Raw genomic sequence first — 18,099 nt, 5'->3', positions numbered from 1 at the left:
GGAAATTTGGATCTGTTAGAATTCCTGTATCAGGACATGCTGAGTTTCATAAAACGATCGGATGGGGTAGCAATGGACAGAGTCATGGCGGCGACGGTATTCAATCATATCTGCGATTTAGGCAGCCTGAGTGCGGCGGCGCGGGCACTGGGACTCTCCCGACCGATGGTGAGCCGTTATCTTGATGAGATGGAGAAATGGGCAGGCGCGCGGTTGATTCATCGTTCATCGCGCAGGCTGACGATTACGCCAGCCGGAGAAGAGGCATTGGTGAAGACGCGAACGCTGGCGCAGCTGTCGCAGGCGATTGGTGCGGCGTCGGCGACAGAGATTCCCACCGGAACGCTGCGCGTCGCGTGTGCGCACTTTACGGCAATGCACATTCTCGCGCCGGTGCTGCCAGGTTTTTTAGCACGGTATCCAGAATTGCGCATTGAAGTTGAGATAAACAATCAGCCGGTCAGTCTGGTCGGTGAACGCATTGATGTCGCGATTCGTATTACCGATAACCCCGAGCCAGGTACGATTGCCCGCCGACTCGGCGACTGCGAATCGGTTCTGTGTGCGTCAGAGGCGTATTTGCGCCAGCACGGCATCCCGCAGACGCTGGAGGATCTCGCTCAGCATAACTGCCTGTATTACAGTGGGTTTGCCGGGAAATCGTGGCATTTTCTCGACGAACGGGGCGAGGCGGCCTCGGTGGCGATAAAGGGAAATCTGAGCGCCGGGATCTCGTCTCTGCTGTGCGAATCTGCGCTGGCAGGCATGGGGATCGCGCTGGTGCCGGAAAAGGAAGCGCGTGAAGGACTCGCGCAGGGGCAACTGGTACGCCTGCTGCCGATGCTGCAACCCCGACGCCTTGCCGTGTACGGTCTGTATCTTTCCCGTGAGCATCAGCCCGTTGGGCTTCGGCTGTTTCTGGAGGCAATCCAGGCAACGATGTCGTAACGCATGGAATTGATCCGCCACAAAAAAGTGCGGGATAGCAATTTGTGTTAAAAATGACCTTCGGCAATATGAGACTATTCTTATCGCCCCTTCAAGAGCTAAGCCATCGTGAGTGCCGGAGATAAGCGCCGGATGGGGCCGGAACCCTTAAGGCTGTTACTGACAACCTTAAGGGTTTTGTTTTTCTGTGCTTTCACCCTCCTCATGTTATTCCTATCCCTGAAATAGTCATTTTCTATACATCTTTACTGTTTTGACCTGCCAGGTCGATGATGAACGTTAAAGTCATTATCAATCAATGCATTGAACAAATTCATCCATTCCTCTTAACCCGCGCGGCAGGGTCTATGCTTAATAAAAGTGGTCAAAAAGGGTGAAACGCCAGAATGCCCCTGCTGTTGAGGGGTTGAAGTGAGAATCGTTATCACTAACATGGTGTTATAGCCTGATGGCTCATTATGCGAGGTAACCCTATGGAATTGCATTCAGGAACATTTAATCCGGACGATTTCGCCTGGCGCGGATTGACGCTCACCCCTGCGGCAGCAGCGCATATTCGCGAACTGGTCGCAAAGCAGCCTGGCATGCTGGGCGTGCGCCTGGGCGTTAAGCAGACGGGATGCGCCGGTTTTGGCTATGTGCTGGATACCGTCAGCGAGCCGGAGAAAGACGATCTGCTGTTCGAGGTTGAGGGTGCGAAGCTCTACGTCCCGCTGCAGGCGATGCCATTCATCGACGGCACGGAAGTGGATTACGTCCGCGAAGGATTAAACCAGTTATTCAAATTTCATAACCCGAAGGCCCAGAACGAATGCGGCTGTGGCGAAAGCTTTGGGGTATAGGCGGTACTATGTCTCGTAATACTGAAGCAACTGACGATGTCAAAACCTGGACCGGCGGCCCTCTGAATTACAAGGAGGGTTTCTTTACCCAACTGCAAACGGATGAGCTGGCGAAAGGGATCAACGAAGAGGTGGTACGCGCCATTTCGGCCAAACGTAATGAACCTGAGTGGATGCTGGAGTTTCGCCTCAATGCGTACAGGGCCTGGGTCGACATGCAGGAGCCGCACTGGTTAAAGGCGCACTATGAGAAGCTGAATTATCAGGACTACAGCTACTATTCCGCGCCCTCGTGCGGGAATTGTGATGAGACCTGCGTGTCGGAACCGGGAGCGGTACAGCAAACCGGGGCGAATGCTTTCCTCAGTAAAGAGGTGGAGGCTGCCTTTGAACAGCTCGGTGTACCGGTGCGCGAAGGCCGTGAGGTGGCAGTTGACGCCATCTTTGACTCTGTCTCTGTTGCCACCACCTATCGTGAAAAACTGGCGGAGCAGGGGATCATATTCTGCTCGTTCGGCGAAGCGATTCACGATCATCCCGAACTGGTGAAACAGTATCTTGGCACCGTCGTACCCGGCAACGATAACTTCTTCGCCGCGCTAAATGCGGCGGTCGCTTCTGATGGCACCTTTATTTATGTGCCGAAAGGCGTGCGCTGTCCGATGGAGCTTTCCACCTACTTTCGCATTAACGCCGAGAAGACCGGGCAGTTTGAGCGCACGATCCTGGTAGCGGATGAAGGCAGCTATGTGAGCTATATCGAAGGCTGTTCAGCACCGGTGCGCGACAGCTATCAGCTTCACGCGGCGGTAGTGGAAGTGATCATCCACAAAGACGCCGAGGTGAAATACTCCACCGTTCAGAACTGGTTCCCCGGCGATAACAACACCGGCGGTATTCTGAACTTCGTCACCAAACGTGCGCTGTGCGAGGGTGAGAACAGCAAAATGTCGTGGACCCAGTCAGAGACCGGATCGGCAATTACCTGGAAATACCCAAGCTGCATTCTGCGTGGCGACAACTCCATCGGCGAATTTTATTCGGTGGCGCTGACCAGCGGACATCAGCAGGCGGATACCGGCACCAAGATGATCCACATTGGCAAGAACACCCGGTCGACCATTATCTCAAAGGGGATCTCTGCCGGACACAGCCAGAACAGCTATCGTGGTCTGGTCAAAATTATGCCGACGGCCACCAATGCCCGTAACTTCACCCAGTGCGACTCAATGCTGATTGGCGCCGACTGCGGGGCGCATACCTTCCCGTATGTCGAATGCCGGAACAACAGCGCGCAGCTGGAGCATGAAGCAACCACCTCGCGGATTGGTGAAGATCAGCTGTTCTACTGCCTGCAGCGCGGCATCAGCGAAGAGGATGCGATCTCGATGATCGTCAACGGCTTCTGTAAGGACGTGTTCTCTGAGTTGCCGCTGGAGTTCGCCGTTGAAGCGCAAAAATTATTAGCCATTAGCCTTGAACACAGCGTCGGTTAAGGAAGCAACATGTTAACGATTAAAGATTTACAGGTCAGTGTGGAAGAGAAAGCGATCCTGCGTGGGTTGAGCCTTGAGGTTCGTCCAGGGGAAGTGCATGCCATTATGGGACCGAACGGCTCCGGGAAAAGTACGCTCTCTGCGACGCTGGCAGGGCGTGAAGATTATGAAGTCACCGGCGGGTCGGTGATGTTTAAAGGGAAAGACCTGCTCGACCTGGCGCCGGAAGAGAGAGCGGGTGAAGGCATCTTTATGGCCTTCCAGTATCCGGTGGAAATCCCTGGCGTCAGCAATCAGTTTTTCCTACAAACGGCGCTCAATGCGGTGCGTACTTATCGCGGACAGGAATCGCTGGATCGCTTCGATTTTCAGGATCTGATGGAAGAGAAAATCGCGCTGTTGAAGATGCCGGAAGATCTGCTAACCCGCTCGGTGAACGTCGGTTTTTCCGGTGGCGAGAAGAAGCGTAATGACATTCTGCAAATGGCGGTGCTGGAGCCGGAACTGTGTATTCTCGATGAGTCGGATTCCGGGCTGGATATTGATGCCTTGAAAGTGGTTGCCGATGGCGTCAACTCACTGCGTGACGGTAAGCGCTCGTTCATTATTGTCACCCACTATCAGCGTATTCTTGACTATATCAAACCTGATTTTGTCCACGTCCTGTATCAGGGGCGGATTGTGAAGTCTGGCGATTTCACGCTGGTCAAACAACTGGAGGAGCAGGGATATGGCTGGCTTACCGAACAGCAGTAATGCGCTGCAACAATGGCATCATCTGTTTGAAGCGCAGGGCGAGACGCGCTCACAGCAGGCGCAACAGCATCTCCAGCAGGTTCTGCGCCTGGGGCTGCCGACGCGCAAGCATGAGAACTGGAAATATACGCCGCTGGAAGGCCTCACCAACAGTCTGTTTGTCAGTCGTAACGCCGATGTTACCCCGGCGCAGCGCGACGCGTTAGCGCTCAACGTTGAGGCGCTGCGGCTGGTGTTTGTTGACGGTCAGTTCAGCCCGGCGCTTAGCGACAACTGGGAAAACAGCGGCTTTGAGGTGGCGATCAACGATGAACGCCAGACCCTGCCGGCTGCGGTACAGCCAGAGGTGTTTTTGCATCTTACTGAAGGCCTGGCGCGCGGCGTAACGCATATCCGCGTTAAGCGTAATCAGCGCCCGGTAAAACCGCTGGTGCTGATGCACATCACCCAGGGCGTATCCGCTGAGGAAGTAAACACGGCGCACTATCGCCATCACCTTGAGCTGGCGGAAGGCGCGGAGGCGACGATCATCGAACATTACGTCAGTCTGAACGATGCCCGACATTTCACCGGCGCGCGCCTGACCATGAACGTGGCGGCAAACGCGCACTTGCGTCACATCAAGCTGGTGTTTGAAAATCCGCTCAGCCATCACTTCGCCCATAACGATATTTTGCTGGCGGCGGATGCCTCGGCCCACAGCCACAGTTTTCTGCTTGGCGATGCGGTGCTGCGTCATAACACCAGTACTCAACTGAACGGAGAGAACACGACGCTCAGGATCAACAGCCTGGCGATGCCGGTGAAAAATGAGGTCTGCGATACCCGCACCTGGCTTGAGCACAACAAAGGCTACTGCAACAGCCGACAACTGCATAAAACGATCGTCAGCGATAAGGGCCGTGCGGTGTTTAACGGGCTGATTAACGTTGCCCAACACGCGATCAAAACGGACGGGCAGATGACGAACAACAACCTGCTGCTCGGAAAGCTCGCGGAGGTGGATACCAAACCACAACTGGAGATTTACGCCGATGACGTGAAGTGCAGCCACGGAGCGACGATAGGGCGCATTGACGATGAGCAGATGTTCTACCTGCGTTCGCGCGGGATAGCTCAGCGGGATGCGCAGCAGATGATCCTTTATGCCTTTGCCGCAGAACTGACGGAAGCGTTGAGCGACGAGGTACTGAAACACCAGGTGCTGGCGCGGATCGGTCAGCGTCTGCCGGGAGGCGTAGCATGACATTTCCCATCGACAAGGTGCGTGCGGATTTCCCCATCCTCACGCGTGAAGTGAACGGCCTGCCGCTGGCGTATCTTGACAGCGCCGCCAGCGCACAAAAACCGGCGCAGGTGATTGACGCAGAAGCCGAGTTTTATCGTCACGGCTATGCGGCGGTGCATCGGGGGATCCACACCCTCAGCGCCCAGGCGACCGAAAAAATGGAAAACGTGCGTAAGCTGGCATCGCTGTTTATTAACGCGCGCTCGGCGGAAGAACTGGTGTTTGTGCGTGGTACGACGGAGGGCATTAACCTGGTCGCCAACAGTTGGGGACCAGAGAACGTGCATGCGGGCGATAACATCATCATCAGTGAGATGGAGCACCATGCCAACATTGTGCCGTGGCAGATGCTGTGCGCGCGCGTGGGGGCCGAGCTGCGGGTGATCCCGCTGAACGCCGACGGCACATTGCAACAGGAAGTCCTGCCCACCCTGTTTGATGAGAAAACCCGACTGCTGGCGATCACTCACGTCTCAAACGTGCTGGGCACTGAAAACCCGATCGCCGAAATGACCGCGCTGGCGCATCAGCATGGCGCGAAGGTGCTGGTGGACGGTGCGCAGGCGGTGATGCACCACCCGGTAGACGTTCAGGCGCTGGACTGCGATTTTTACGTCTTCTCGGGCCACAAGCTGTATGGTCCGACCGGTATTGGCGTGCTCTACGTCAAAGAGGCGTTGTTGCAACAGATGCCGCCGTGGGAAGGGGGAGGGTCGATGATCGCCACTGTCAGCCTGACGCAGGGCACCACCTGGACGAAAGCGCCGTGGCGCTTCGAAGCGGGGACGCCGAATACCGGCGGAATTATCGGTTTTGGTGCGGCGCTGGAATATGTTTCAGCGCTGGGGCTGGAGGCGATTGGCGAGTACGAACAGAACCTGATGCACTATGCGCTGGAGCAACTGACGACGGTGCCGGATCTCACGCTGTATGGTCCGACTGACCGGCTTGGCGTGATTGCCTTTAATCTCGGGAAACATCACGCTTATGACGTCGGCAGCTTTCTCGATAATTACGGGATCGCCGTGCGGACCGGACACCACTGCGCAATGCCGCTGATGGCATTTTATCAGGTGCCGGCCATGTGTCGGGCGTCGCTGGCAATGTATAACACCCATGAAGAAGTGGATCGCCTGGTGACGGGGTTGCAACGTATTCATCGCTTACTGGGATAACAGGGAGGCACTATGGCCGCGCTGCCGGATAAAGAAAAATTGTTGCGTAATTTTCAGCGTTGCGCTAATTGGGAAGAGAAGTATCTGTACATCATTGAACTGGGACAGCGACTGCCGGAGATATCCGCCGCGGATCGCTGCCCTGAAAATACGATTCAGGGATGTCAGAGTCAGGTCTGGATAGTGATGCGCCAGAATGCGCAAGGCGTTATTGAACTGCAGGGCGACAGTGATGCTGCCATTGTGAAAGGACTGATTGCGGTCGTCTTCATTCTGTATCACCAGATGACGGCTCAGGATATCGTGAATTTTGATGTGCGACCGTGGTTTGAACAAATGGCGCTCGCGCAGCATCTCACCCCGTCTCGTTCACAGGGTCTGGAAGCGATGATTCGCGCGATCCGTACCAAAGCAGCAACTCTTAGCTAAACTCAATAGACAGCTTTCATCCTGTTAGGTAAGGCAGCCAGGCTGTCTTACAGGATTATCAGCATTCTGGCCATGCCAGTGAATACAGGAGGTTGGGTATGAAACGCGCGTCTCTTATTACTCTAATGCTTATCGGCGCTTACAGCGCCTTACCGGCCGCCTGGGCGGTAGATTATCCCTTACCGCCAGCAGGCAGTCGTCTTGTTGGGCAGAATCAAACGTACACGGTGCAGGAAGGCGATAAAAACCTTCAGGCGATTGCCCGTCGTTTTGATACTGCCGCCATGCTCATTCTGGAGGCGAATAATACCATTGCTCCTGTGCCAAAGCCGGGCACGCTGGTCACGATCCCGTCACAGCTTCTGCTGCCCGATGCGCCGCGTGAAGGTATTATTGTCAATCTGGCTGAGCTGCGGCTGTATTACTATCCGCCTGGAGAAAATATCGTCCAGGTGTATCCGATCGGTATCGGCTTGCAGGGACTGGAAACGCCGGTGATGGAAACCCGCGTTGGGCAGAAAATCCCAAATCCCACCTGGACGCCGACAGCAGGCATTCGTAAGCGCTCTCTGGAGCGTGGCGTTACGTTACCGCCGGTGGTCCCCGCTGGACCCAATAACCCGCTGGGGCTCTTTGCACTGCGTCTGGCGCACGGTAATGGCGAGTATCTCATTCATGGCACCAGCCAGCCTGACAGCGTCGGTCTGCGCGTCAGTTCAGGGTGTATCCGGATGAACGCCCCGGACATCAAAGCGCTGTTCACTCAGGTCAGACCGGGAACGCCGGTGAAAGTGATTAACGAGCCGGTGAAATATTCCGTAGAGCCGAACGGCCTGCGCTACGTTGAGGTTCATCGACCGCTGTCGCCGGAAGAAGAGCAAAACGTGCAGACGATGCCGTATGTGCTGCCAGCTGGGTTCAGCCAGTTTAAGGCGACGAAAGAGGTGGATGACGGTCTGGTAGAGAAAGCGCTGTATCGCCGGGCGGGATATCCGGTGGCCGTGTCCGCCGGGCAAACGCCAGCCGTTGTGGCAACACCGGCTGTTCAGTCAGCGCAGAACGGTTCAGTACAGGAAGAGATGCAGACGCAGTAGTGGGAAGCTAAAACGAGAGGCAAAAAAAATGGCGCACAATGTGCGCCATTTCTATTACACAGGTACTATTACTTACGGTATTTAGTAGCCTGGTTGTCCAGACGCTGGTTAGCGCGAGCTGCGTCGTCTTTAGCAGCCTGAACGTCGGAACGCATTGCGTTCACGTCGTTGCTCAGCTGGTCAACTTTAGCGTTCAGAGTCTGAACGTCAGAAGACAGCTGATCGATTTTAGCGTTGCTGGAGCAACCAGCCAGCAGAGTAGAACCCAGGATTACCGCGCCCAGTACCAGTTTAGTACGATTCATTATTAATACCCTCTAGATTGAGTTAATCTCCATGTAGCGTTACAAGTATTACACAAAGTTTTTTATGTTGAGAATATTTTTTTGATGAGAAGGCGCTTATTTTTGATCGTTCGCTCAAAGAAGCATCGAAATGTGCAAAAACGGCTAAAAAACTGAGTGAAAACAGGCGGCTTCCATCGGATTCGTCTTAGATAATCTGTAATTAGATAGCTCAATCCGATTTGCTTTTTTATTAATAGTAGCTATTGGAAAAATAAAAAAAGCGCCACGAGGGCGCTTTTTTAATCGAATTAATTCACACGGGAATTATTACAGTACGTGAACAGATGCCGTGTTAGTGGTGCCGCTCGGTACCAGAGCACCGGAAACCATCACCACAACGTCGCCTTTCTGCGCCAGACCGCTCTGTTGAGCAACGTCTTTACCCAGACGGTAGAAATCATCGGTAGAGGCGATTTCTTTCACCAGATGAGGCACAACGCCTTTGCACAGTACCAGCTGACGAGCAGTCACTTCGTTGGTGGTCAGTGCGAGAATAGTCGCGTCCGGGAAGTATTTACGGACTGCGCGAGCAGATTTACCGCCCTGAGTAGCAACGACGATCAGCGGCGCTTCCAGTTTTTCAGCCGTTTCCACTGCACCGCGGCAGACGGCTTCGGTGATGCGCAGTTTGCGGCTGTCGTTGTTGAAGTCCAGACGGCTGGTCATCACGCGGTCGGTGCGTTCACAGATGGTCGCCATAATGGTGACGGCTTCCAGCGGGTATTTGCCTTTTGCGGATTCGCCAGACAGCATAACCGCATCGGTGCCATCGAGGATGGCGTTCGCCACGTCGCCTGCTTCAGCACGAGTCGGACGCGGGTTTTTGATCATTGAATCCAGCATCTGCGTAGCCGTGATAACGACTTTACGCGCGCGGATACATTTTTCGATCATCATCTTCTGCGCGAAGATAACTTCTTCAACCGGGATTTCAACGCCAAGGTCGCCACGCGCGACCATGATACCGTCAGACGCTTCGAGGATTTCGTCGAAGTTGTTCAGGCCTTCCTGGTTTTCAATTTTGGAGATGATCTGGATCTTCTCGCCGCCGTGCGCTTTCAGATGCTCACGGATTTCAACTACGTCAGAGCGCTTACGGATAAAGGACGCCGCAACAAAGTCAACGCCTTGTTCGCAACCAAAAATCAGATCCTGTTTGTCTTTTTCAGCCAGCGCCGGCAGGGCGATAGAGACGCCAGGCAGGTTAACGCCTTTGTTTTCGCCGAGGTCGCCATTGTTCAGCACTTTACAGATCACTTTGTTGCCTTCGATCGCGGTGACTTCCATACCGATCAGACCATCGTCGACCAGTACGGTGTTACCAACAGACAGATCGGAGGTGAAACCTTCGTAGGTGACCGCCACGATTTCGTTGTTACCAACGACGGATTTGTCCGTGGTGAACGTAAAAGTTTGACCTGCTTTCAGGGAAACGTCGTTGCCGCCTTCCAGTTTAATGGTACGGATTTCCGGACCTTTGGTGTCGAGCAGGATTGCGGCTTTTTTGCCGGTTTTACTCATCACGTTGCGCAGGTTCTGGATACGCTGACCGTGTTCTGCATAATCACCGTGAGAGAAGTTCAGACGCATGACGTTCATGCCCGCGTCCAGCATTTTGGTTAACATCTCTTCAGATTCGGTTTTCGGACCGATGGTGCAAACAATTTTCGTCTTTTTCATGACAGTCTTAGTCTTTAAGTTGAGAAGGATATGGAAAGCCGACTTCCGGGACGCCCTGCCTGGAAGTTAAACCTGTATTACGAAAGTTGTGATGCCTCGCACTAAGGATAGGTGACATCGATAGAGCGTGCAGAGGAATGTGTGCTCGTATTTCAGCCCGACAAAAAGGGACGTTTTGTAGTCTCTGAGTATGACAGGTCAATGTGCTGAAACCATTCAAGTGACAATTGTCACGCATTATACGCTGAAATTTACGCAAAAGGAAAATGGAAACAGTGTTTCAGAATACATCCAGGCAGTTACACAACAAATTGTTATTAAACAAGTCGTGTCTGCCAATTGCGCAAACGCAAAAACCAGGCACTGTTGCGCAACCAGACTTATTCCTTAGCGTTATATCAAATGACTTTTAAATCATTTCAAATCTAAATCACCCTGATTACACTCGTTTGGACATCCATACTGCTAAATAGCTGAAAGCGCTGGCAGGATAACAATAAGCAGCAGCGGATACCCAAACGACATGATTGTCCTGAAAAATATTACAAAAGTGTTTACGCCAGGCCGGCTATCCATTACCGCGGTTGATAACGTCAATTTGACCGTGGAGCAGGGGCAGATTTACGGGATCATTGGCTACAGCGGTGCCGGGAAAAGCACCCTGATTCGTCTGCTTAACGGGCTGGAAAAGCCGACGGCGGGCAGCGTGACCATCAACGGTCACGAGATTTCCGCCGCCCGCGGCGAATCGCTGCGCCAGGCGCGCCTGAAAATCAGTATGGTATTTCAGCATTTCAATCTGCTGTGGTCGCGCACCGTGCGCGAAAACATCGCCTTTTCCATGCAAATCGCTGGCGCGCCGAAGGCGAAAATTCAGGCGCGCGTGGCGGAACTGATTGAGCTGGTGGGGCTGACGGGGCGCGAAAATGCGTATCCGTCACAGTTGAGCGGCGGACAAAAACAGCGCGTGGGGATTGCGCGTGCGCTGGCGAACAGCCCGGATGTGTTGCTGTGTGACGAAGCCACATCAGCGCTGGATCCCCAGACGACCGATCAAATTCTTGAACTGCTGCTCGACATTAATCGTCGCTTCCAACTGACGATCGTGCTGATCACCCATGAAATGCATGTGGTGCGCAAAATCTGCGATCGCGTGGCGGTGATGGAAAACGGTCAGGTAGTGGAAGAAGGCGACGTGTTGAGCGTTTTCACCCATCCGCAACAGCCGATTACCCGCCAGTTTGTCCGCCAGGTGGGGCAGTATGCCGACGAAGAGGCATTTGATTTGCAGCTGGCGCGCGAACTGGGCGGCACGGTGATTAAGTTAACGTTTACGGGTCACAATACGCATCAGCCGATCGTCGGTGAACTCACGCTTCGCTACGGCCTGCCATTAAATATCCTGCACGGCAAAATGACCCAGACGGCGCACGGCGTGTTCGGTCAGCTGTGGCTGCACGTGGTGGCTTCACAAGAGCAACTCAATAACATTCTGGACGACCTGCAAAAAAGCGGCATTGACGGTGAGGTGATTCAACATGGCTGAGGAACTGTTTCCCCATCTGAAATGGGATCAACTTTTTGCGGCCACCCAGGAGACGCTCTATATGACCGCGCTCTCCGGCGTCGCCACCTTTGTGCTCGGTATCATCCTCGGACTGGCGCTGTTCCTGACCGCCCGCGGTGGACTGTTCCAGAACCGCGCGCTGTACAGCGGCATTTCTCTGGTGGTGAACATTTTCCGCTCGATCCCGTTCATCATTTTGATAGTCCTGCTGATCCCGTTTACCAAAGCGCTGGTCGGCACCATTCTTGGCGCCAACGCCGCATTACCGGCGCTGATTGTCGGTGCTGCGCCATTCTATGCACGTCTGGTTGAGATAGCCCTGCGTGAAGTGGATAAGGGCGTCATTGAAGCGACGCGTTCTATGGGCGCTCGTCTCAACACCTTAATTTTTCGGGTTTTGTTACCTGAATCGTCACCCGCTCTGGTGTCCGGTATCACCGTGACGCTGATTGCGCTGGTCAGTTACAGCGCGATGGCCGGGGTGATCGGGGCAGGTGGTTTAGGGAATCTGGCTTATCTGGAAGGATTCCAGCGCAACCACAACGACGTCACGCTGGTGGCGACGGTGACCATTCTGGTTATTGTCTTCATTATCCAGTTCTGCGGCGATGTGATCACTTCTCTGTTAGATAAACGCTAATAAAATACGGAAACCATTATTATGAAAAAATCACTGACACTTCTCGCAGCAGCCACCTTAAGTGCCCTGAGCTTCGCCTCCTGGGCGGACACGCTGACCGTGGGCGCGTCCAACGTGCCGCATGCCGAAATTCTTGAGCAGGCCAAACCGATTCTGGCGAAACAGGGGATCGATCTGGAGATTAAACCGTTCCAGGACTACATCCTGCCAAACACCGCGCTGGCGGGCCGTGAAATTGACGCCAACTACTTCCAGCATATTCCCTATCTGAACAGCGTGCTGAAAGATCATGCCGGGGATAAAACCTACGATTTCGTCAGTGCGGGGGCAATCCACATTGAACCTATCGGCATTTATTCGAAAAAGGTCAAATCGCTGAAGGATCTGCCGGAAGGCGGCAAAATCATCATGCGTGATGCGGTGTCGGAAGAAGGGCGCATCCTGTCTATCTTCGAGAAAGAGGGCGTGATTAAACTGAAGCCGGGCGTGGATAAAGTCAGCGCGCGTATCAGCGACATCGTGGAAAACCCGAAGAAGCTGAAGTTCCTGCCTAACGTTGAAGCCGCGCTGCTGCCGCAGATGTACAACAACGATGAAGGTGATGCGGTGGTGATTAACGCCAACTACGCCATCGACGCCGGTCTGGATCCGGTACACGATCCGATCGCCGTGGAAAGCGGTGAGAACAACCCATATGCCAACATCATTACCGTTCATCGTGGCGATGAGAAGAAAAAGGATATTGTCGCGCTGGTTGACGTCCTGCACTCAAAAGAGATTCAGGACTGGATCCGCACCAAATACAAAGGCGCGGTCATCCCGGTGAATAACTGATCCGTTTTCTGCCGGGTGGCGGCTTCGCCTGACCCGGCCTACGACGTCCTGTAGGCCGGATAAAACGCGCGAACGTTGCCATCCGGCATTAGCCTTGCAGTCGCTCAACTCTTGCCGGCAACCCCTGACGTACCGCGGAGCCGGATACCCAGTCCAGCCAGGTATTGCTCACTTTTCGTGTCGGATCGGCAAAGCCCAGATCGTTCAGGTTAATCCCCGACTTCACGTTTGCATCAAACGGTAGCGGTACACCGTCGAGCGTGTGCTGTGCGCCGCCCATCTCCCGATGTCCGTAGCCGTGCTCGATAGCAATGACCCCTGGCATTACGCCGTGCAGCAAACTGATTTGCGCTTCAACCTGCCCACCCGGCGTGGTGATCCGCACCGTGTCGCCATGTGCCAGCCCAAAACGCTGCCCGTCCTGTGGGTTCAGCGCGACCAGGTTGACCGGTTTGACGTGATGTAACCGCGGGATCACCGCCGATGCGCTGGCCATGGTATTGGACTTAAACGAGATAAGCCTGAGCGGCCACTGTGTTAGTGGGAACAGGTCGTCCACCGACCGCCCGTCAGACAGTCTTGCCGGATACCATGCCGGACAGCCGCTGTAGCGTTCGCCGGTGATCGCATGGCGGTGGGCGGCAACCTCGGCATTCCAGATTTGCAGCGGCTTTTCCCACGCGTTACCGACCCTGTTTTCGGCTCGCCCACTCTTATCTGACGCGAAACGTCCACCGCGTGAGTAGATAAATGCCACCCGACGGACTTCCTCCGCTTTCAGCGTCTGCTGAATGACGGGCATAATGCGGCTCACGCCCGTAAGGTCAATGTCTTCTGCCACCGCTTCGGCGACCGGGGCTTTTCCCATAAACGCGATATTGGCGGCGACACGCAGATAGTAGTCTTCCGCGCGATTGAGCGGATAGCGGTTTCCCTCACTGTCGGAAATCGCATTGTCGCCAAATCCCGGCAGATGCAATTTTTTTGCGACGGCAATGCAGAATGCCTCCATCGAAACGGGCTGACCGTCGGCGGTTGTGGCGGTGGCAGGGTCGACAATCGGCCAGCGTGCCGTGGTGGCTTTACTGGCGACGCCAGCCCACGGCGCGCTGAATCCCCAGCTTTCGAAGTTATGTGTGTCCGGTACGATGTAATCCGCAAGGGCGGTGGTCTCATTCATATAGGCGTCGATAGCAATAAACAGCGGTAATCGCGCCGGATCTTTCAGTTTTTCTTCGGCAACGGCGCGCAGACCGGGTATGCCATATAAGGGATTGGTCATGTTGGAGATCCACGCCTTGAGGGGGTACGGATACCCCTCCAGCGCGGAACTCAACAATTCGGTTAACTGACCGGCGACAAACGGATACCACGGCGCTTTGGCCGGGAAGGGAGAACGCCCGGCGGCGAGGTTTTCGCGATACTCCTCGGAGGATTCATACGCCGTTTTGCTTCGCGCGATGCTCAGCCCTTTGGGCTTCACTTTGCCCGGAAAATCCGCCATGTTGTAGCGCGGGCCGTCCGTTGCGCCGTTGAATTTCCCGCCGCCAACAAAGACGCCGCCTTCCAGACTGAGGTTACCGATCAGCGCGTTCAGCATCATCACCGCCCACGCATTGTAAAAGCCATTTCCCGCCATCATCCCGCCATGGGTGATGACCGCCGCTTTTCGTCCATGACGGGTAAAAGCGTCCGCCAGCGCGATGATTTTGTTCTCCGCAACGCCGCACAGTTGGCTGTACTGGGCAAGCGTCATTTTTTCCGCCGACTCTTTCAGACACTGAAAACTGCTTTTTACCGTCACGCTGCGTCCGTCGGCAAGCGTTACCTGACGCGTGACAAACAGCGTGGCGCGTAGGCAATCACGGGCGGGGACCAGTTCGTTGTTCTCATTCACGACCAGTGGGTCGCTGGCGGCGGCGGAGTCCAGATGGGCGCGCGTCAGGTGCTGTCCGGCCAGTTCGGGAAGATCGTCGGCGATCACCAGATGCGTGGCGTTAGTCCAGCTCTTCTCGTCCGCGTGCTGCATCGCCTGTACGTCGGGCTGCGCCAGATAATCGGCGTTGTAGCGTTGGTTTTCGATAATCCAGCGGATCATCGCCATCGCCAGCGCGGAGTCGCTGCCGGGGATCACCGGTAACCAGTGACCATGGTCGTCAGCCAGCACGGGGGTTAACGGCAGCGCCGGGGCGACGACCACATAGCTGAAGTCATTGCGCAGGCGTGCGCTGGAAAGCTGTCTGGCCTGGCGCTTAAATGGGTTGCCGGACTGTGCAGGCGAGGTGCCCATAAACAGAGCAAATTCCACGTTATCCCAGTCGGGCTTCACGTGGGTGTTTTTATCAAGGTCGCCCATCAGCGCACCGGAACCCGCGCGATAGGCCAGTCCGCAATAGGATCCGTGCGCGCCAAAGTTTTTGCTGCCGAAACTGTTGAGAGCAAAACGGCGCAAAAAGGTGTCTCGCCCGTCGTCGCTGGTATTGGTGACCAGAAGCTGATTTGATTGAGGTCCGAATCCTGGATGCTGCGGATCAATAGGGGTCGTCGGGGCATATATGGCACGCAGGCCGTCGACGTGACCTTCGCCAAACAGATCGCCGCCTTCCACCACCTCATTGATCAGTTGTTCAAAGCTGATGCGCTGCCATTTGCCTTCACCGCGTTTGCCCACGCGCTTCATCGGCTCAAGAATACGCAGCGGACTGTATAACCCTTCCAGTTGTGTTGCGCCCCTGGCGCAGGCCGTCGAGCGGGCATCAAGACCGTTCTCGCCCGCCAACTGCGCCATTGCCGTGCTGAAGGGGACCGACGCATCAACATGATGTTCATGAGAAAGGGGATGATACGGATTGCCGGCAATGCGCAGCGCCCGGTTGGTTTGCCGATCGACGCGCACCCTGATGCCACACTGTGTCCAGCAGCCGAAACACTGGGTCATGGCAATGGTTTGCTGCGTATTCTGCTGCCAGCGCGGGTGCGCGCTGGCTTCAGGGGTAAGCGCATTCCCCACGATACGATCGCGGGTGATTTTACCGGAGGTGCCGTTTTTTAAGCCATCAATGGCGCGCTTCGCCACGTCACGATAGCTGAGGGCGAACGTCGCCATACCACCAACGGCCAGGCCAACTTTGAGCCACTGACGACGGGTTAAATTAGCCATGTTGCAATCTCCTTGCGAGTCCGTTCACGCTCTCGCGAACAATAATAAGCAGTGCTACCCACAGGCCGAAGGTGCCGAGGATGGCAAGCCAGCCGTCGGTACCGGCGGGCAGGGTGTACGGGTTGAACTGGGCGTTGAATTTCGGCAGCGTCTGCCCCTGAATCAGCAGAGTCCAGCGCAGGAACCAGCACAGCGCCATCGCGCTCAGTGCCAGCAGGCTGCGCAGCGGTAATGACAGCGGACGACGCAGGGCAACAGCACTGAAAAGGAGTGAAACCAGCCAGAATGTCAGTAAGCCAAAGGCGTAATGGTGGGCCGATGCAGAGATTGCCAGCCACTGACGGATTGCCGTACCGGAAAGCGTATTGCCGCTGACCCAGAAAACGATGACGATTGCGAGGACGAACAGCGTCAGCAGTTGCCCGAGGGCGAGCCGCTTTTGCGACAGGAAATCATCACGTATCCCGACGATTAACAGGGCCAGGAAGGTCTGTAGTGCGCTCAGGAACATCGCCAGCACAAAGGCGTAGCTGAACCAGACAGGGCGAGCCTGAACCACGGACACTTCGCGTCCGGTATAAAGCAACAGTCCCGTCGCGGCGAGCGCGCTGGCAACGGCGAACCACTTCGTGACGGCGTAACTTTTTCCGGTAAGTTGTTTATAAACCTGCGCCATAAACCAGAGTCCAAGGAACGCGGTGAACAGCGGTAAAAACAGTGCGCCCCATGGCATCCACGACCACGGTGTAGGATATGCGTAAAAATGCCAGACGCGGGCCGTCTGGTGGAGATCGGCGGTCAGCGCCAGCGGGGCGGTAATGGCACAGGTCAGGGCAATCAGCAGCGTCAGGCTTTCCAGCGTCGGACTGGCCTTTTTACGCCAGTGCAGCACGCAACCAAACAGCGCCCCACAGGCGGCAATGCCGATAAAAAAGAAGTACTGTACCGCCCAGGGAAGCCAGCTCACCGCCTGTGGACGGGCCAGCACTTCTTCAATGATTAAGGGGTGCATCATCATACCTCCTGCCAGAGCGCGGGTTGCGCGCGGCCCATCAACGGGGTAACAAACGCCTCGTCCAGCCCCAGATAGAAAACATGGGGTGCGGTGTCATTTTCCGGTTTCAGTACGTTGATGGCGTCGTGATGGGTGCGGATCAATTGCGAAATCCGGCTTTGCGGATCGCGGATGTCGCCGATGATGCGCGCGCCGCCCACGCAGGACTCCACGCAGGCGGGGAGAAGTCCGGCCTCCAGACGGTGGACGCAAAACGTACATTTATCGGCGGTCTGTGTTTCATGATTGATAAAGCGCGCATCGTAGGGGCAGGCCTGCACGCAGTAGGCGCAACCGACGCAGCGGGTGTTATCGACCACGACGATGCCGTCCTCGCGTTGAAATGTGGCCTGTACCGGGCAAACCGGTACGCAGGGCGGATTGTCGCAGTGGTTACAGAGACGCGGTAACAGCACGTTGGTCACCTCATCCGCCAACCGGACCTGATACTGATTCACATGGGTTCGGAACTCGCCCTGCGGCGTCTGGTTTTCAATCGCGCAACTGACGGTGCAGGCCTGACAGCCAATGCAGCGGCGCAGATCGATAAGCATCGCGTAACGCTGCTGTGTGGAGCCGCCATGACGTTCAGGTGAAAAAGGAAATTTTGCCTGCGCCAGAGGAACCAGCGACGCGCCTGCGGTCAGGACGCCCAGTTGCTGGAGAAACTGCCGTTTACTGCTGTCCATTTTTTCTCCCGTTTCAAGGCAACAACGAAACATTTGTCACGCCATTGGTTTGCGTGTGATGAATAAAGAATGTCGATGATTTACAGTGTAAAAATCGGGG

Annotated in this window: 16 protein-coding genes and 2 pseudogenes; 11 read left to right on the top strand and 7 right to left on the bottom strand. The window is 55.3% G+C overall.

What is annotated here, in order from left to right; all coding sequences use genetic code 11:
- Positions 1–72: 72 nt before the first annotated feature.
- Entirely contained in the window at positions 73–948 is an 876-nt protein-coding gene (locus GBC03_18465; protein QFS72052.1) for a LysR family transcriptional regulator, read from the top strand.
- Between the two features lie 245 nt (positions 949–1,193).
- On the opposite strand, the pseudogene GBC03_18460 reads toward GBC03_18465, so the two are convergent.
- Positions 1,194–1,433, bottom strand: a pseudogene (locus GBC03_18460) (hypothetical protein).
- Here GBC03_18460 and sufA point away from each other — a divergent pair.
- The 7 genes from sufA (at position 1,422) to GBC03_18425 (ending at position 8,028) form a co-directional block, all read left to right on the top strand.
- Complete coding sequence (gene sufA, locus GBC03_18455; protein ID QFS72051.1) at positions 1,422–1,790, top strand: Fe-S cluster assembly scaffold SufA; 369 nt, start codon at positions 1,422–1,424, stop codon at positions 1,788–1,790. The pseudogene GBC03_18460 and the gene sufA sit on opposite strands and share 12 nt — an antisense overlap.
- Before the next feature lie 8 nt (positions 1,791–1,798).
- Positions 1,799–3,286: a Fe-S cluster assembly protein SufB gene (sufB, locus tag GBC03_18450; protein QFS72050.1), complete on the top strand. Its 1,488-nt coding sequence runs from the start codon at positions 1,799–1,801 to the stop codon at positions 3,284–3,286.
- A gap of 9 nt (positions 3,287–3,295) precedes the next feature.
- Entirely contained in the window at positions 3,296–4,042 is a 747-nt protein-coding gene (gene sufC / locus GBC03_18445; GenBank protein ID QFS72049.1) for a Fe-S cluster assembly ATPase SufC, read from the top strand.
- The gene (gene sufD, locus GBC03_18440; GenBank protein ID QFS72048.1) at positions 4,017–5,288 is read left to right on the top strand and encodes a Fe-S cluster assembly protein SufD; all 1,272 of its coding nucleotides are present in this window, start codon (positions 4,017–4,019) and stop codon (positions 5,286–5,288) included. The genes sufC and sufD overlap by 26 nt, the downstream gene beginning before the upstream one ends.
- Complete coding sequence (gene sufS / locus GBC03_18435; protein ID QFS72047.1) at positions 5,285–6,505, top strand: cysteine desulfurase SufS; 1,221 nt, start codon at positions 5,285–5,287, stop codon at positions 6,503–6,505. The genes sufD and sufS overlap by 4 nt, the downstream gene beginning before the upstream one ends.
- Before the next feature lie 12 nt (positions 6,506–6,517).
- Positions 6,518–6,934 carry a cysteine desulfuration protein SufE gene (gene sufE / locus GBC03_18430; protein ID QFS72046.1) on the top strand — a complete coding sequence of 139 codons (417 nt, stop codon included), beginning with the start codon at positions 6,518–6,520 and terminating at the stop codon, positions 6,932–6,934.
- Between the two features lie 98 nt (positions 6,935–7,032).
- Positions 7,033–8,028, top strand: coding sequence for a L,D-transpeptidase family protein (locus tag GBC03_18425; protein ID QFS72045.1), 996 nt, complete (start codon positions 7,033–7,035; stop codon positions 8,026–8,028).
- On the opposite strand, the pseudogene GBC03_18420 reads toward GBC03_18425, so the two are convergent.
- From GBC03_18420 to pykF, 3 genes and pseudogenes are all read right to left on the bottom strand, one after another.
- Positions 7,980–8,164, bottom strand: a pseudogene (locus GBC03_18420) (hypothetical protein). The gene GBC03_18425 and the pseudogene GBC03_18420 sit on opposite strands and share 49 nt — an antisense overlap.
- Positions 8,097–8,333, bottom strand: a complete 237-nt coding sequence (locus tag GBC03_18415; protein ID QFS72044.1) for a major outer membrane lipoprotein — start codon at positions 8,331–8,333, stop codon at positions 8,097–8,099. Before GBC03_18415 ends, GBC03_18420 begins: the two are co-directional and overlap by 68 nt.
- A gap of 309 nt (positions 8,334–8,642) precedes the next feature.
- A complete protein-coding gene (gene pykF / locus GBC03_18410; protein ID QFS72043.1) occupies positions 8,643–10,055 on the bottom strand; it encodes a pyruvate kinase PykF in 1,413 nt (470 codons plus the stop codon).
- Between the two features lie 523 nt (positions 10,056–10,578).
- Here pykF and GBC03_18405 point away from each other — a divergent pair.
- From GBC03_18405 to GBC03_18395, 3 genes are read left to right on the top strand one after another with little or no spacing between them, the layout of a single operon-like run.
- Entirely contained in the window at positions 10,579–11,601 is a 1,023-nt protein-coding gene (locus tag GBC03_18405; GenBank protein QFS72042.1) for an ATP-binding cassette domain-containing protein, read from the top strand.
- Positions 11,594–12,262 carry an ABC transporter permease subunit gene (locus GBC03_18400; protein QFS72041.1) on the top strand — a complete coding sequence of 223 codons (669 nt, stop codon included), beginning with the start codon at positions 11,594–11,596 and terminating at the stop codon, positions 12,260–12,262. The genes GBC03_18405 and GBC03_18400 overlap by 8 nt, the downstream gene beginning before the upstream one ends.
- A 21-nt stretch (positions 12,263–12,283) precedes the next feature.
- The gene (locus tag GBC03_18395; protein ID QFS72040.1) at positions 12,284–13,096 is read left to right on the top strand and encodes a methionine ABC transporter substrate-binding protein; all 813 of its coding nucleotides are present in this window, start codon (positions 12,284–12,286) and stop codon (positions 13,094–13,096) included.
- 88 nt (positions 13,097–13,184) lie between these two features.
- Here GBC03_18395 and ttrA read toward each other — a convergent pair whose 3' ends face one another.
- From ttrA to ttrB, 3 genes are read right to left on the bottom strand one after another with little or no spacing between them, the layout of a single operon-like run.
- Complete coding sequence (gene ttrA, locus GBC03_18390) at positions 13,185–16,256, bottom strand: tetrathionate reductase subunit TtrA (GenBank protein QFS72039.1); 3,072 nt, start codon at positions 16,254–16,256, stop codon at positions 13,185–13,187.
- Positions 16,249–17,271 (bottom strand): tetrathionate reductase subunit TtrC, encoded by a 1,023-nt coding sequence (ttrC, locus tag GBC03_18385; GenBank protein QFS74053.1) that lies wholly within the window; start codon positions 17,269–17,271, stop codon positions 16,249–16,251. Before ttrC ends, ttrA begins: the two co-directional genes overlap by 8 nt.
- Positions 17,271–17,999 (bottom strand): tetrathionate reductase subunit TtrB, encoded by a 729-nt coding sequence (gene ttrB, locus GBC03_18380; GenBank protein ID QFS72038.1) that lies wholly within the window; start codon positions 17,997–17,999, stop codon positions 17,271–17,273. Before ttrB ends, ttrC begins: the two co-directional genes overlap by 1 nt.
- Positions 18,000–18,099: the final 100 nt, after the last annotated feature.

Source organism: Citrobacter telavivensis (assembly GCA_009363175.1).
Taxonomy (GTDB): domain Bacteria; phylum Pseudomonadota; class Gammaproteobacteria; order Enterobacterales; family Enterobacteriaceae; genus Citrobacter_A; species Citrobacter_A telavivensis.
The sequence above is the reverse complement of the archived record's forward strand: the minus strand, read 5'-3'. Positions and strand labels throughout refer to the sequence as shown.